The organism is Streptomyces gobiensis (assembly GCF_021216675.1).
Classification (GTDB): Bacteria; Actinomycetota; Actinomycetes; order Streptomycetales; family Streptomycetaceae; genus Streptomyces; species Streptomyces gobiensis.
Genome location: NZ_CP086120.1, coordinates 3,147,501 through 3,161,998, shown reverse-complemented (window position 1 = coordinate 3,161,998; position 14,498 = coordinate 3,147,501). Strand labels below are relative to the sequence as shown.

Genomic DNA, 14,498 nt, shown 5'->3' with positions numbered 1-14,498 from the left:
CGCTAGGCCCCCGTGGGCCCGCAACCATCCGTTGCGGGCCCACGTCCATGGTCATTGAAATGTCCTTCCCCCGCACAGGAGTACTCGTTGCCCATACGCATCGCCGACTGCTGGTTCGCCTACGGAAAGCAGCAGGTTTTCTCCGGCCTTGAGATGACCGTCAAGCCCGGCGTCACCGTGCTGCTCGGCCCCAACGGGGCAGGCAAGTCCACCCTGCTTTCCCTCGCGGCCTCGGTGCGGGCTCCCCAGCACGGAACCATTCACCTCGATCGCATCCCCGCCACCCACCGCTCCTATCGCAAGCTAGTCGCCTGGATGCCACAGAACATCACCCCTATGCCCGGTCTGACCGCCCGGGAACAAGTCGCCTACGTCGGCTGGGCCAAAGGGCTCTCCCGACGCGAAGCGTGGGACAAAGCCGCCGACGCTCTGGACAAAGTCAACTTGACCCCCAAACGGGACCAGAGGACCAAGACGCTCTCCGGCGGTCAGCTCCGACGCGTGGGCGTTGCATCCGCGCTCGTCCACGACGCCCGCATCCTTCTGCTGGATGAGCCCACGGCGGGCATGGACCCTACCCAGCGCCGCGCCTTCCGCGATCTACTCGCGGCCCTTGATGTGTCGGTGTTGCTGTCCACCCACGACGTCGCCGACCTTGCCGACGATGCCCAGTACGTCACCTGCCTGTATGACGGGGCGATCGTGCACGGGGGCACCACGGATGAGTTCCTGGCTTGCGCCCCTCCCGGCACTCCTTCAACACGCCAGGCCGAGGCCGCCTACAGTCGCCTCTGCGGAGGGGACGCCTGATGCGCATCCGTACGCTGATTCGCACCTCCCCGGCCACCTACCTGCTTCTTCCTGGCATCGCGCTGGCGGCGTGGGCGGTGACTGAGCCCCGTATGGCCGCCTCCTACCTGGGAGGTCCCCCTTCTGCCATTCCAGCCAGCGTGGTCGGGTTGATAATTTTCGCGGCCTCGGCCACGGCCGGTGCCGCCGCCTGGCAGGGCGGCCAAATCGTCCGTTCCGGGATCATGCAGCTCGGCGCCTACCGAACCCGCTACGCGCTGGCCGCCGCCGGTGTCGCAGCCTGCGCGGGCCTTGGCACCGCAATGATGGGGGCTGCCGTGGCCGCCGCCTACATCAAGGTCGGGATGTGGCCGGATGGATGGTCACTGCCGCTCATCGCGTTCTGTCTGCTGCTGCCACTGCCGTATGCGGTCTTCGGCTACGCCGTCGGGCACCTGTCGAAGCAGCCCGTCATGGCCGCGCCCCTGGTCTCCGCCGCGACGTGGGTGTTCATCGGTTTCGCCGGGAACATCATCGAAATACCGGGCACCAATTGGCTGCGGCACATCACCGTCTACGCCTTCACCACCCCCGGCTTGGAATACACCATCGCCCCGTCCGGGTACCTCCTCCCCCTCGCGGTTCTCAGCTCCCTCGCCATCGCGGTAGCGCTCGGCTGGGCCCCGTTCAGGCGCCGGGTGAGGATCGGGGCTGCGGCCGGTGTTGGCTTGGCGGCCGTGCTGTGCGGGGCTACCACGGCCTCCGCCTGGGACTACACCACGCCCATACGCAAGACCGGCGAGGTGGCTAAGGCATGCGCTGGAGATGCTCCGCAGGTGTGCGTGCCCGCCCCCTACGCCGACGCCCTGCCCGCGTTCTCTAAGCTCATTACCAACACAGTTAACCAGCTTGAAGAGGCCGGAGCACCCCGCCCCATGCTGGTCACCGACAGCCGCGTGGACGACCGGAGTGGCCCAAGGGTGTGGAAGGGATGGTTCACCCCCGGCATGGACCATGCCGACACCATCCGCACCCAGCTGATCACCGCCGCTCTCCCCCAAGAGGAGGACTTCGGCTGCCTCCTGAACCAGAAGGAGGACGAGCCCTATTGGGTGCTGCATTCGTGGTTGATCACCGCCGTCGAGGGCCGCGACACGGTCAACGCCTATCGGCCAGCCCAGCAGAAAATCGCGGACACCACGATCAGCGAGCTGAGAAAGATGACCCGAGCCGAACGCTCCCGTTGGTATGCCCACGCCGCCCAGGCAGCGGCCAAATGCCAGGAGAACAAGCGTTGATCTACTGGTTCAAGGCGCGCCGCCTCAACAGCATCGCCGCCCTCGCTATCGCTCTGTATGCGCTGATGGTGGCACTGTTCCTGGACAGCGCGATCGAGCTGCCGTTCGCGACCGGCGGGGGCGACATGCTGCTGATGATGCTCGCCCCACTTCCGATCTGCTCTGCCCTCGTGCTGTGCCTGCGCTCGCGCCTCGATGCTGCGGATGCCCTGCCGGTGCGCCGTGTGTGGGCCTTCGATATGGCGGCCGTGGCCGTGCTGCTTCTCTTGGCGGTGGTGATCGGGCAGGTGTGCTCGGTGTTGCTGGACTCCCGTGCTGCAGGAGAGGCGAGCCGTAACACGGTCTTCCTCGCCGCGTGCACCCTCGCGGTACTGCCTTGGCTGAAGGAAAGGGCCATCGTAGTTCCGGTTGCCACCGTGATGGTGACGCCGCTGCTCGGCCGAGGTTACGGCGGAGAACCACGCTGGTGGGCGATCCTCCTCCAGCCTGCGGCTGACCCCACCGCTCTGGCCGGTTGCGCCGCAGCCTGCACAGCAGCAGCCATAGCCATGGCAAGCCACGGCCGCAGACTCCACGTAACCGGCTGAAGATGCACGGTGCTTGTCTGCATTTAGCGGAAGCCTGCCCCCTTCAAAAAAAGTCGTCGTGATCGTCAGGGTGTCGGGGTAGCGCCGTCCTGGGCAAGGTCGTCATTCGTCCAGCAGGATGGTGGTGTCCAGGGCGGGGTACGGCACGGGGAGGGGAAGCGGGCGGCCGAGGTCGACTGCGGTCTTGGTGGTGTAGTGGGAGTTGACCGGGTCCTCTTCGGGGGCGGGGTCGGAGAAGGCGTAGGCCATGCGGTCCTGGCGGTGGATCAGTACGTATACGGGGATGCCAGCGGCGGCGTAACTGCGGTACTTGGGGCCGGAGTCCGTCTCATGGTTGGTCGAGGTCACCTCCCCGACGAGAGCCAGCAGTTCGATGGAGTACCAGCCCTTGTGGACTCTGCGGTAAGCCTCATCCACCTCGCTGGGCCTGCAATGCAGTACGTAGAAGTCGGGGATGACCAGGGAACGGGTTTGTTCCCCTTTGATACCGACTCGGAACCCCATACCGGAACCCGCATACCGGAACCCTGCGGAACACAACTGGCGACACATCTGCAACGCGCTGTCGCCGTGGTTGAAGTCCGGCTGTCGCGGCACGACAACCGTCCCCTCGACACACTCGGGGCGAATCGGCACATCGGCTGCCTCTTCGAACGCGATCAGCAGATCGATGGGGTCCATCGGCTCGGTGATGGGATCGGCGGTCATCACGCTGTCCTCCCTCGTCGCTGTTGCCGGTCACGCCTGGGCCAGGCCTGCCAGCAAGGAGCTTGGTGGCGCAGCGATCATTCCGGGGGCAAATGCGGCGACCGTTCACCCACTCGGGTGGTCAGTTCGTTGGGGCTTCGGGAGGCTAGAAGCCGCTGGTGTCGATCGTCAGGGCGAAGGGTTCAGGGAGCTGCACAGGGGTGCCGAAGGGATACGGGCCCTGAATGTGCGTGTAGCCAAGCTGGCCGGGTTCGGAGAACAGAGTGCAGGTGTCTTCCTGCCGGTCCACCAACAGATACAGAGGCGCACCGTATTGGGCGTACCGCTTGCGCTTGGCGGTGCGATCGGTGTCCGCGTTGGACGGCGACGTCACCTCGACCACCAGAAGCGTCTGGTCAGGCAGCAGCGCTCCTTCGGTTTTCGCCAGCTCGGCGGGGACTACCGCGAGATCCGGGATGTAGAAGTTCTCGCTCCCCGGAAGATCGAGATTCCCCGACCCGGCACGCCAACCCTGCTCCCGCATCCGGGAACCGAGCTGTTCCCTGATCAAGTCGGCGACATTCTCATCTGCCCAGCCCGGCGACGCAGGGGTGATGACGCCCTCGATGACCTCGGCACGGTCGCCCGCGATGTGCTGGATCGCGTACTTCAGGGCTTTCTCCGGATCGACGTCTGTATACGTCGGCAGGACACTCACCGTCACTCCTGATCTTCGAGTAAGCGGCCCATCTACCGGCCTACCCGCCACGGTACGCCTCGGCGGCAGCCGCAGCGGTTCGGTGGCCTCAGGCCAGTTCGGCGAGCGTTCACCCACTCGGGTGGTTAGTCCGACGGGGACTGTTCGGAGGGGTCGGTCACGAACGATCCCATGCCGGGGTGGGTGGTGATCAGTCCCTCTTCGCGTAGGGCGCGGGTGACCTTGCGTACGGTGACCCGCGCTACGTCGAACTCCTCTTCCAGCTTCGTCTCAGAAAGCCGGTAGCGCGGCGGGTACTTACCGGTGGCGATGCGCTCGCGGATCACATCAGCGATCTGGGTCCACTTGGGAAACCTGGGGTCATACTCCATCACGGGCCGGACTGTACTCATGAACGGTTATTCGAACATAGAGGCAGCCCCGCGCAGTGCGCTATAGACGGGTGCGCTCAGGCTGGCTACATTGGCAGGCGACAGAGAAGACCCCGGCGGCTGTGTGCTCAGCCCCGGGGCGCGGCCCACCTTCAGGAAGCAGGCAGACAATGCAGAACACTACCGATCCGCACGCGGAACCGCTCGACGGTGACGCGTCGCCGTTGGTACGCCCGTACGTTCTCGCTTGTGAGCGGGAGCGGGAGCGGGCGGACTGGATCGCCTTCTACACGCCGGGGTCGCCGTGTTGAAGATCCGGGTGTACAACGTGAATCCGGTCACTGGCGAGCGCCGGACTGTGCGACGTGAACGGACCTACACCGGCGCGGACAGCAATCCGCTTGACCTCAATATGGCCCTTCCGCCCTGCCGTTGCCCCTTGCACCGCGAAGAGGAGGAGCGTTATCGCAGGTGACCCCGCCTATGTCCGCTCGCGGATGACAGTCTGAGACGAGACCCGCTCCCAGCCGTACCCCCTCGCGGCCGGGAGCGGTCTCGGAATGCGTTCACCGCCCCCACACATGCGGTGCCCCCGCTACCTTCATTTGAGGAGACAATGCTCTGAAGGTGGTTGGCGGTTCAGTGTCGAGGGGGCACGTGCACCATGAGCTTCGGCGGTGGCGACGGGTACGGTGGCGAGCGCGGTGACGCGGAGCCGGGCCGTCGAGGCACGCGTACGCGGCTGCCGGAGGGCGAGGGCGGATCGCGACCGCCTGTCGTACGGCCCGGCAAGAGTCTTGTGACAATCGTCGGAGTCATCGTGCTGCTGATCGCGGCACTTGCCTTTGCCACGCGGAGCGGTGGCGATGGGGACGGCGGTGGTGGTGGCGATGGCAAGGGCGGCAAGGCCCAGCCGACCGCGCCCACTGGCGTGCAGCCGGTACCCTCCGGCTTCGCCCGGACTGAGCAGGGCGCGCAGAGCGCTGCCGCCAACTATGCGGTGGCGCTCAGCGGTGACGGCATGTACGACGATGACAAGCGCGAGAGCATCGTGACGGCTGTCTACGCCCCCGAGGTTGCGGCAGAGCGCAAGGCCGATCTCGACCGCGTGTATACCAACGCTGCCTTCCTCAAGAGAATCGGTCTCACCAAGGACGGCACGCCCCCCAAGGGCATGACCTTTGTCTCCCGCACGAATCCCGTCGGCACGAAGGTGGAGGAGTACAGCAACCACACCGCGAAGGTGTCGGTCTGGTACTCGTCGTTGTTCGGCCTGGCAGGCGAGGACTCCAAGAACCCCGTCAGTGAGGCTTGGTACACCAATACCTTCCAGCTTCAGTGGGTCAAGGGTGACTGGAAGGTCACCGACTTCGACCAAAAGGACGGCCCGGTCCCAGTAGGCCGAGATCAGCGGGCCTCTTCAGCTGAGGAGATGGCCGAGGCAATCGAAGGGTTCGGAGGGTTCACGTATGCCCGGTAATCGCCGCGCCCTTACAGTCGCTGCCGTGGTCGCGGGCCTGCAAGGCACGCTCCTGCTGGCCGCCTCCCGAGCCGTTGCTGAGCCGAGTCCTAGCCCCTCTGCCAGCGATGACCCGTGCGAACTCATCCGTGGTCCCGCGAGGGAATACTGCGAGAGCGGCGCGCCCGGTGACGGTGGCGGCACCGGGACCTCCGAGCTGGAGACGGCCGTCGACCCGCTTTCCTCCCTCGCCAAGGGCTGTGCCGAAGCCGCCTCGTGGATCGTGGGGAAGCTCTCCGACGCCGTCAACGCGACGACGAACGTCGACTTCACCAACGCCGAGTTCCTCAAGCAGTACGCCGTCGTATTCGCCGCGTCGACGATCCTCACCCTCATCCTCTGGCTGCTTGCCGTCACCAAGCGGGCCATCCGGGGCGTACCCCTGCTGGAGGCCATCGGCGAGGCCATCGGCTTTCTCTGGCTGGTCGTGCTGGCCTCCGCGTTCACCCCGCTCATCCTCTATACGCTCGTCTCGGCGACCGACGGCGTTACGGAAGTCATCGCGTCCGGGACGTCGGCCAAGACCGACACTTTCTTCGGCGCGTTCTCCGAGGCGCTGGAGAAGGGCGAGGGGATCGGCGGTGGGCCGATCATGCTGATCGTCGTTTCGCTCGTATCCGTTCTCGCCGCAGGTGTGCTCTGGCTGGAACTGGTGATCCGGGCCGCGCTGCTGTACGTTGGCGCGCTGCTGGGCGTGGTGGTCTACGCCGGGCTCGTGGACAAGAACATGTGGTCGCACGTACGGCGGTGGGCCGGGATCATGATCGCCGTGATCCTGGTGAAACCGGTGATCGTTATCGTGCTGGGCCTGGCCGGGGCGCTGGCCGCCGATGAGGGGCCGGACGCCTTCTCGGCGATCGTGTCCGGGCTGGCCATCATCATCCTGGCCATCTTCGCCTCGGCGATGATCTACCGCTTCGTACCCGGCTTCGGCGATGAGATCGTCCGGCACCGCAACGCCTCCGCCGACCCGGCGTCCCGTAAGGCGGTGGCCGCCGTGTCGTCCCCGGCGGCGATGCTGCGGCAGGGCATCAACACCCACGGCGGCCGGGGCGGCAGCGGCCCCGGCGCCCAGCAGTCAGGCAGCGGCACCCCCAGGCAGCCGAACCCGGTCTCCGGCGGCGTATCCGCCCACAGCACCCGGAGCGGCGACGCGCCGCCGCCCAAGCCGCCCCCACCGCGTCAGGCCCCCAGCTCGACCAGCAGCAACCGCGCCCGAGGTGACTGAGCATGTCCTCCCCGCCCTACGTCCTCACCCCCCGCCGTACGTACATGATCGGGCGAGCCCGTCCGAACGCCATCGTCGGTAAGAACCGCGAGACCGGTGAGATCGCGCTGATCATCGCGGGTGCGTTCCTGGGCATGATGAGCGGGCTGCTCGTTCCCGTGCTGTCGCTGCGCATCGTGCTGCTGGTGGGCTTCCCGATGCTGGCGCTGGCGGCCGTGTACGTCCCGTACAAGCAGCGGACGTTCTACCGCTGGTTTGAGATTGACCGCTCCTTCCGGCGGCTGCGCCGCCAGGGCGGTACGGCGTACCGCTCCGACGCCGCCGAGGCGGGGATCAGCCTCGACGGGCGCGAGGTGGAGATCGGGCCGCCGCCCGGGGTGGGCCGTATCACCTGGCTCTCGGCGCCGTTCGGGCCGGATGAGATCGCGGTGCTGCTGCACGCGGACCGCCGTACCGTGACAGCCGCCATAGAGATCGAGGGACCCGGCGTCGGCCTGCGGGACAGCGAGGACCAGGAAGCCCTGGTGGACCGTTTCGGCACCCTGCTCAAGCATGTCGCGAACGGCGATGGCTATGTCACCCGGCTGCAGATGCTGGCCCGTACGCTCCCGGCCGACCCCGACGCGCACGCGAAGGATGTCGCACAGCGCGGCGATGAACGGGCGCCGGGGTGGCTCCAGGAATCGTACGACCAGCTCCAGTCGATGGTGTCGACCTCCAGCGAGCAGCACCGCGCCTATCTGGTGGCCTGTATGCACTACGGGCGGGACCTGGCCGCCGAGGCGACCACGATCGCCCGGGCTAACAAGGAGCGGAAGCTGTCCCGGGACGCGGGGCTGGCCATCGTGATGGCCCGTGAACTGACCGATATCTGCGCCCGGCTGGCCGAGGCGGATATCCGGGTACGGCAGCCGCTGGGGCAGGCCCGGATGGCGTCGTTGATCCACTCCATGTACGACCCGGACCACCCGATCGACCACATCCAGGCCATGACGAAGCGGAACGCGTGGCCCGCCGAGCTGGACGCGGTCGAGCCGACCTATCTCCAGGCCAAGACCCGGGAGTCGATGACCCGGCAGCCCTGGTGCCACTCCACGGCGTGGGTGAAGGAGTGGCCGATGACGCCGGTCGGGGTGAACTTCCTGGCGCCGCTGCTGGTGCACACCCCGGATGTGATCCGTACGGTCGCGGTCTGTATGGATCTGGAGCCGACCGAGGTCGCCATCGAGCGGATGCTGACGGAGAAGACCAACGACGAAGCGGAGGCCAGCCGTCAGGCCAAGATGAACCGTACGGTCGACCCTCGCGATGTCGCCGCGCACGGCCGCGTCGACCAGCGCGGCGAGGACCTGGCCAGCGGCGCGGCGGGGGTGAACCTCGTCGGCTACATCACGGTCTCGTCCCGCCATCCGGAAGCGCTGGCCCGCGATAAGCGTACGATCCGCGCCTCGGCGGGCAAGAGCTATCTGAAGCTGGAGTGGTGCGACCGCGAACACCACCGGGCGTTCGTCAACACCCTCCCGTTCGCGACCGGCATCCGCCGCTAGCCGACAGCCGCTAGGAGAGACGTTGTGGCCGCGTTTGACCCCTTGACCGCCATCACCGACGCCTTCACCAGCTTCCTCTTCGGCAAGACGGAGACGACGCGGCTCCCGGTCCGTACCTCCACTGGCCAGGCGCAGGCCGTCTATCTGCCCACGGCCGCACCCGGCCTGGGCGACTCAGGCGTGATCATCGGGCGCGAGGTCTACAGCGGCAAGGGCTATATCTACGACCCCTTCCAGCTCTACGGGCAGCAGCTCCCGGCCCCGCACTGGCTGGTGCTGGGCGAATCCGGCAACGGCAAGTCGGCGCTGGAGAAGACGTATGTGCTGCGCCAGCTCCGCTTCCGGGACCGCCAGGTCGTCGTGCTGGACGCGCAGGGCGAGGACGGGATGGGCGAGTGGAACCTCATCGCCAACGAGCTCGGCATAACCCCGATCCGGCTCGACCCCACGGCCGCGCTGGACCAGGGAATCCGTCTCAACCCGCTGGACCCCGCCATCACCACCACCGGGCAGCTCGCCCTCCTCCGTACGATCATCGAGGTCGCGCTCGGCCACGGCCTGGACGAACGCGCGGGCTTCGCCCTCAAGGTGGCGCACTCCTACGTCAACTCAGCGGTCGCCGACCGGCAGCCCGTCCTCACCGACATCGTCGAGCAGCTGCGCCATCCCAAGCCGGAGTCCGCGCTGGCCATGAATGTCGCGCTGGAGGACGTCCGCTCCTGGGGCCTGGATGTGGCACTCGTCCTGGACCGCCTGGTCGACGGTGATCTGCGCGGCATGTTCGACGGCCCGACGACGGTCGGCATCGACCTCGACGCCCCGCTCACCGTCTTCGACCTCTCCCATATCGACCGCAACTCCATCGCCATGCCGATCCTGATGGCGATCGTGGGAGTGTGGCTGGAACACACCTGGATCAGGCCGGACCGCAAGAAGCGGATCTTCCTGGTCGAGGAGGCCTGGCACATCATCAACTCGCCCTTCGTGGCACAGCTCTTCCAGCGGCTGTTGAAGTTCGGCCGCCGCCTGGGCCTGTCCTTCGTCGCGGTGGTCCACCATCTCTCCGATGTGGTGGACGGCGCGGCGGCGAAGGAAGCCGCGGCCATCTTGAAGATGGCGTCCACCCGCACGATTTACGCCCAGAAGGCTGATGAAGCGCGGGCGACGGGTGACGTCCTGGGCCTGCCCCGCTGGGCGGTGGAGATCATCCCCACCCTCTCCCCCGGCATGGCCGTATGGGACGTCAATGGAAATGTTCAGGTCGTCAAACACCTGGTCACGGAGGCGGAACGGCCGCTGGTCTTCACCGACCGGGCCATGACGGAGTCGTCCGCGCAGGCCGCCTCCCCGCTGGATAAACTGGACGAGGCGCTGGAGTCCGAGACCGAGTCCCGCGCCGTATCCTTCGACAAAATCGCCCCCGCGGACGAAACGGTGGCCTGATATGCCGAGTTACGAAGCGGAGCCGTCCCGCCGCCCCGGGAACAGTGTTCCGGACAGCCTGCTCATCGGAGCCCTGGGCTTCCTGCTCGGTCTGACGATCCTCACCTGGTCCGCGGCCGGACTCTCCGGGCTGCTCGCGCACGGCACCTGGCCCACGGGCGTCGTCTTCACCCGGACTCCGCTGGCCTTCCGCGGGCTTGCCTCGGACCCGGCCGACCTGGCCGCCGCCTGGCCCGACGCCGACCCCGCGACGCTGTCCGGGCCGGGGCTCTTCTGGGGCGTCTTCATCGGCCAGCTCCTGATCCTCTTCACGCTGGCGTTCGTGGTCCTGACCTCCGTAACCCGCCGCCGCGCCTATCGCGAGGCGCAGCGCGCGAAGGCGGCGGCAGCGCCGGATATCCCGATCCCAGCACCAGTACCAGCCCCGGAGTCGTCGCCGTCGCCGAATCCGTCGCCAGAGCCCGACCTCCCGGCGCAGCAGGAGCGGTCCCCCGAGCGGATCACCCCGACCCCCGCCACCGCGCCGGGGGCCACCACAAGGCTGCACCTGCAGGGCGCGGCGGACCCCGCCGAGGCGCTCCAAGCGGCCGAAGGCGCCGCGGTGGTCGTCACCGCGAACGCAGCCCTATGGGCGGACACCGTCGGCGCCCGCAGCAAGCTGGGCCCCACACACCTCTACGACCCCACTCACGCCACCGACGCCCCGGCTCGCATCAGCTGGGCACCAGAGCACGGCTGTACGGACCCGGAAACCGCCCGCACCCGCGCCGCCGCCCTGCTCGCCCCCGTCCGCAGCCCCGCGACGGCCGACGCGGCGGTCCACGACGCCGCCGAAACGCTGCTGCGGTGCTGCCTGCACGCGGCGGCGATCACCGGCCAGCCCTTCCGCCAAGTCCACCGCTGGGCCACCAGCGGCTCACCAACGGAGGCAGTACGGATCCTCCGTAAGGACAAGGCAGCCGCCCCCGGCGCGGCGGGAGAGCTGGAAGCCACCCTCATCGCCCACCCCGAGCGCCGCGACGAGGCAACGGACCTGATCCGCCACGCCCTGACCGCCCTCTCCCAACTCCATATCCGCACCGTCTGCACAGCCAGCCGGGCCGACACCATCGCGCTGGAATCGTTCATCACCGAAGCGGGCACGCTCTACATCGTGGGCGACTCCATCGAGGACCCGCGGCGCGACCCCGGCGCGATGCCGCTCCTCACCGCCCTCACCACAAGCGTGGTCGAGCACGGCCGGCGCATGGCCGCACGGTCATCCTCCGGTCGGCTCGACCCACCACTCACCGTCATCCTCGACGGCCCCGCGACCGTAGCGCCCCTCGCCGATCTTCCCGGTCTCCTCACCTCCGGGGAGGAGACCGGTATCCACACCCACGCCTACCTCCGGTCCAAGGACCAGGCTCATGCCTGGTGGCCGGAGCTGGCCAGGACGCACGCGGAGCGCGGCTCACAACCGGCGTTTGGTTTCAAAGCGGGGCCCCGTGTCGGGGGTGTCGGTACCCCGTAGCTCGGTGACAAGCCGGTGGACGGCGACCAGGTCGTGCAGCAGCGTCCCCTCACTGGTCCAGTTCCTCCTCCACCGGCGGCTTGGGCACATCCCGCAGGTGCTGCGACTGACCGGGAGCGCCGCCCTTACGGGCCTGCTCGGCGCGCTGCGCGGGGCTGAGGCCCAGGTCAGAGGCCGGATCGACCCGTACCGAGTGGGCGACATCCTCCCTGTTCGCGTACTCCTCAGCCGGGATGCCCCGCAGGGCCTTCAGTACTTCCTGCGAGGCGCCTGAGGCCCGCGCGGCGCGGAGCAGTTCCTCCTTGCTCGCGGGGAACTTGGCGTCTCGTACCGCTGCCAGGACTTCCTGGGTGCTCGTATCAGCCATGATGACCCCTCTCCCTGCGCTAGCCGCGCTACTCCGGGCTACGCCGAGCCCGTGCTGCCCGCGAAGAGGACTTCGGCCAGCTCGTCGTCGAGGAGCGGGCGGATCTTCGTGGCCAGCAAGCCGTTGGTGGCCTCGTCGGCGACCTCGACCACACAGCGGGCCTCGTGCACCGCCTTGGGCAGGTCGGCACTGGCACGCCTGGCGACGCGGTCGAAGAACTCCTGGCGGCTCAGTCGGATGCCGGTCTCCGGCTGGTCGAGCGCGCTCGCCACTCGCTTCAGGTGTTCACCGATCTCGTGTGGCAGCTGGGCCGCCACGTTTTCGGACACCGACGCCGGGATCCGTTCGGCGAGCGTCTCCAGGCTGGCCCGGGTGGCAGTCTCGGCCGAACCACGGCTGTCGAGCCGCGCGCGGGCCTGGACCTGGCCAATGAAGATGTCGTGCTGCATGACGCGCCTCCTTCTCGCTGCTGGCTGCTGGCTGCAGGGTGCAGGCCACGGCCTCGTGCGATCCGCTGCACCACTCCCGGGTTGCCAGGTCCTGCGCGGCCTAACGGGCCGATCGGAGGGTAAACGCAGAGAAGCCCCGTTGGTTTCCCAACGGGGCTTCTCATCAACAATTGTTCGGCGGCGTCCTACTCTCCCACACGGTCCCCCATGCAGTACCATCGGCGCTGAAAGGCTTAGCTTCCGGGTTCGAAATGTAACCGGGCGTTTCCCCTTCGCCAAGACCACCGAAACACTATAAAGTTCACAACCAAAAAGAATGGTTACCGGTTCTGGTCGTTACCTCAGAACCTACACAGTGGACGCGAGCAACTGCGGACAAGCCCTCGGCCTATTAGTACCAGTCAACTCCAACCGTTACCGGTCTTCCATATCTGGCCTATCAACCCAGTCGTCTACTGGGAGCCTTAACCCCTCATGGGGGAGGGAGTCCTCATCTCGAAGCAGGCTTCCCGCTTAGATGCTTTCAGCGGTTATCCTTTCCGAACGTAGCCAACCAGCCATGCCCTTGGCAGAACAACTGGCACACCAGAGGTCCGTCCGTCCCGGTCCTCTCGTACTAGGGACAGCCCTTCTCAAGACTCCTACGCGCACAGCGGATAGGGACCGAACTGTCTCACGACGTTCTAAACCCAGCTCGCGTACCGCTTTAATGGGCGAACAGCCCAACCCTTGGGACCGACTCCAGCCCCAGGATGCGACGAGCCGACATCGAGGTGCCAAACCATCCCGTCGATATGGACTCTTGGGGAAGATCAGCCTGTTATCCCCGGGGTACCTTTTATCCGTTGAGCGACGGCGCTTCCACAAGCCACCGCCGGATCACTAGTCCCGACTTTCGTCCCTGCTCGACCCGTCAGTCTCACAGTCAAGCTCCCTTGTGCACTTACACTCAACACCTGATTACCAACCAGGCTGAGGGAACCTTTGGGCGCCTCCGTTACCCTTTAGGAGGCAACCGCCCCAGTTAAACTACCCACCAGACACTGTCCCTGATCCGGATCACGGACCCAGGTTAGACATCCAGCACGACCAGAGTGGTATTTCAACAACGACTCCACCCATACTGGCGTACGGGCTTCACAGTCTCCCACCTATCCTACACAAGCCGAACCGAACACCAATATCAAGCTATAGTAAAGGTCCCGGGGTCTTTCCGTCCTGCTGCGCGAAACGAGCATCTTTACTCGTAATGCAATTTCACCGGGCCTATGGTTGAGACAGTCAAGAAGTCGTTACGCCATTCGTGCAGGTCGGAACTTACCCGACAAGGAATTTCGCTACCTTAGGATGGTTATAGTTACCACCGCCGTTTACTGGCGCTTAAGTTCTCAGCCTCGCCCACCCCGAAGAGTGAACTAACCGGTCCCCTTAACGTTCCAGCACCGGGCAGGCGTCAGTCCGTATACATCGCCTTACAGCTTCGCACGGACCTGTGTTTTTAGTAAACAGTCGCTTCTCGCTGGTCTCTGCGGCCACCCCCAGCTCCGAGTGCAAAACTCATCACCAGGCGTGGCCCCCCTTCTCCCGAAGTTACGGGGGCATTTTGCCGAGTTCCTTAACCATAGTTCACCCGAACGCCTCGGTATTCTCTACCTGACCACCTGAGTCGGTTTAGGGTACGGGCCGCCATGAAACATCGCTAGAGGCTTTTCTCGACAGCATAGGATCATCCACTTCACCACAATCGGCTCGGCATCAGGTCTCAGACTTAATGTCACGCGGATTTACCTACGTAACGTCCTACACCCTTACCCCGGGACAACCACCGCCCGGGCTGGACTACCTTCCTGCGTCACCCCATCACTCACCTACTACAAGTCTGGTTCGCCGGCTCCACCACTCCCCTTCACCCGAAGGATCCAGGGCGGCTTCACGGACTTAGCATCGCTTGATTCGATGTTGGGCGCTTCAAAGCGGGTACC

At 66.3% G+C, this 14,498-nt stretch carries 14 protein-coding genes and 2 rRNA genes (1 of these 16 only partly in view); 9 read left to right on the top strand and 7 right to left on the bottom strand.

Annotated features, from left to right (window positions below):
• Positions 1-87: 87 nt before the first annotated feature.
• Genes test1122_RS14690 through test1122_RS14680 form a run of 3 tightly spaced genes read left to right on the top strand, consistent with a single transcriptional unit; the run spans position 88 to position 2,674 of the window.
• Positions 88-810, top strand: coding sequence for an ABC transporter ATP-binding protein (locus test1122_RS14690; RefSeq protein ID WP_232269613.1), 723 nt, complete (start codon positions 88-90; stop codon positions 808-810).
• Entirely contained in the window at positions 810-2,087 is a 1,278-nt protein-coding gene (locus test1122_RS14685; protein ID WP_232269612.1) for a DUF7224 domain-containing protein, read from the top strand. Before test1122_RS14690 ends, test1122_RS14685 begins: the two co-directional genes overlap by 1 nt.
• The gene (locus test1122_RS14680) at positions 2,084-2,674 is read left to right on the top strand and encodes a hypothetical protein (RefSeq protein WP_232269611.1); all 591 of its coding nucleotides are present in this window, start codon (positions 2,084-2,086) and stop codon (positions 2,672-2,674) included. Before test1122_RS14685 ends, test1122_RS14680 begins: the two co-directional genes overlap by 4 nt.
• Before the next feature lie 102 nt (positions 2,675-2,776).
• Here test1122_RS14680 and test1122_RS14675 read toward each other — a convergent pair whose 3' ends face one another.
• From test1122_RS14675 to test1122_RS14665, 3 genes are all read right to left on the bottom strand, one after another.
• Complete coding sequence (locus test1122_RS14675; protein WP_232269610.1) at positions 2,777-3,382, bottom strand: Uma2 family endonuclease; 606 nt, start codon at positions 3,380-3,382, stop codon at positions 2,777-2,779.
• Positions 3,383-3,527: 145 nt separating this feature from the next.
• Entirely contained in the window at positions 3,528-4,079 is a 552-nt protein-coding gene (locus test1122_RS14670) for a Uma2 family endonuclease (protein ID WP_232269609.1), read from the bottom strand.
• A 125-nt stretch (positions 4,080-4,204) separates the two neighbouring features.
• Entirely contained in the window at positions 4,205-4,450 is a 246-nt protein-coding gene (locus test1122_RS14665) for a GntR family transcriptional regulator (protein WP_232271915.1), read from the bottom strand.
• A 170-nt stretch (positions 4,451-4,620) separates the two neighbouring features.
• Here test1122_RS14665 and test1122_RS14660 point away from each other — a divergent pair, with 170 nt between their 5' ends.
• From test1122_RS14660 to test1122_RS14635, 6 genes are all read left to right on the top strand, one after another.
• Positions 4,621-4,761 (top strand): hypothetical protein, encoded by a 141-nt coding sequence (locus test1122_RS14660; protein ID WP_232269608.1) that lies wholly within the window; start codon positions 4,621-4,623, stop codon positions 4,759-4,761.
• A 353-nt stretch (positions 4,762-5,114) separates the two neighbouring features.
• A complete protein-coding gene (locus tag test1122_RS14655; protein ID WP_232269607.1) occupies positions 5,115-5,930 on the top strand; it encodes a DUF8175 domain-containg protein in 816 nt (271 codons plus the stop codon).
• Positions 5,920-7,197: a hypothetical protein gene (locus tag test1122_RS14650; protein ID WP_232269606.1), complete on the top strand. Its 1,278-nt coding sequence runs from the start codon at positions 5,920-5,922 to the stop codon at positions 7,195-7,197. Before test1122_RS14655 ends, test1122_RS14650 begins: the two co-directional genes overlap by 11 nt.
• A 2-nt stretch (positions 7,198-7,199) precedes the next feature.
• Positions 7,200-8,744, top strand: coding sequence for an SCO6880 family protein (locus test1122_RS14645; RefSeq protein WP_232269605.1), 1,545 nt, complete (start codon positions 7,200-7,202; stop codon positions 8,742-8,744).
• Positions 8,745-8,768: 24 nt separating this feature from the next.
• Complete coding sequence (locus test1122_RS14640; protein WP_232269604.1) at positions 8,769-10,187, top strand: ATP-binding protein; 1,419 nt, start codon at positions 8,769-8,771, stop codon at positions 10,185-10,187.
• 1 nt (position 10,188) lies between these two features.
• Positions 10,189-11,700, top strand: a complete 1,512-nt coding sequence (locus test1122_RS14635) for a type IV secretory system conjugative DNA transfer family protein (protein ID WP_232269603.1) — start codon at positions 10,189-10,191, stop codon at positions 11,698-11,700.
• 49 nt (positions 11,701-11,749) lie between these two features.
• Here test1122_RS14635 and test1122_RS14630 read toward each other — a convergent pair whose 3' ends face one another.
• The 4 genes from test1122_RS14630 to test1122_RS14615 form a co-directional block, all read right to left on the bottom strand.
• Positions 11,750-12,067 (bottom strand): DUF2795 domain-containing protein, encoded by a 318-nt coding sequence (locus test1122_RS14630; RefSeq protein WP_232269602.1) that lies wholly within the window; start codon positions 12,065-12,067, stop codon positions 11,750-11,752.
• Positions 12,068-12,105: 38 nt separating this feature from the next.
• Positions 12,106-12,516 (bottom strand): DUF2267 domain-containing protein, encoded by a 411-nt coding sequence (locus test1122_RS14625; RefSeq protein ID WP_232269601.1) that lies wholly within the window; start codon positions 12,514-12,516, stop codon positions 12,106-12,108.
• Between the two features lie 172 nt (positions 12,517-12,688).
• A 5S ribosomal RNA gene (gene rrf, locus test1122_RS14620) occupies positions 12,689-12,805 on the bottom strand.
• A gap of 82 nt (positions 12,806-12,887) precedes the next feature.
• Positions 12,888-14,498, bottom strand: a 23S ribosomal RNA gene (locus tag test1122_RS14615); it runs 1,516 nt beyond the window's last position.

What these genes read in the sequence shown, in the direction of transcription:
- test1122_RS14630 (WP_232269602.1), bottom strand. Translation starts at nt 12,067, where the DNA reads ATGGCTGATACGAGCACCCAGGAAGTCCTGGCAGCGGTACGAGACGCC.
- test1122_RS14635 (WP_232269603.1), top strand. Translation starts at nt 10,189, where the DNA reads ATGCCGAGTTACGAAGCGGAGCCGTCCCGCCGCCCCGGGAACAGTGTT.
- test1122_RS14625 (WP_232269601.1), bottom strand. Translation starts at nt 12,516, where the DNA reads ATGCAGCACGACATCTTCATTGGCCAGGTCCAGGCCCGCGCGCGGCTC.
- test1122_RS14645 (WP_232269605.1), top strand. Translation starts at nt 7,200, where the DNA reads ATGTCCTCCCCGCCCTACGTCCTCACCCCCCGCCGTACGTACATGATC.
- test1122_RS14675 (WP_232269610.1), bottom strand. Translation starts at nt 3,382, where the DNA reads ATGACCGCCGATCCCATCACCGAGCCGATGGACCCCATCGATCTGCTG.
- test1122_RS14650 (WP_232269606.1), top strand. Translation starts at nt 5,920, where the DNA reads ATGCCCGGTAATCGCCGCGCCCTTACAGTCGCTGCCGTGGTCGCGGGC.
- test1122_RS14665 (WP_232271915.1), bottom strand. Translation starts at nt 4,450, where the DNA reads ATGGAGTATGACCCCAGGTTTCCCAAGTGGACCCAGATCGCTGATGTG.
- test1122_RS14685 (WP_232269612.1), top strand. Translation starts at nt 810, where the DNA reads ATGCGCATCCGTACGCTGATTCGCACCTCCCCGGCCACCTACCTGCTT.
- test1122_RS14660 (WP_232269608.1), top strand. Translation starts at nt 4,621, where the DNA reads ATGCAGAACACTACCGATCCGCACGCGGAACCGCTCGACGGTGACGCG.
- test1122_RS14655 (WP_232269607.1), top strand. Translation starts at nt 5,115, where the DNA reads ATGAGCTTCGGCGGTGGCGACGGGTACGGTGGCGAGCGCGGTGACGCG.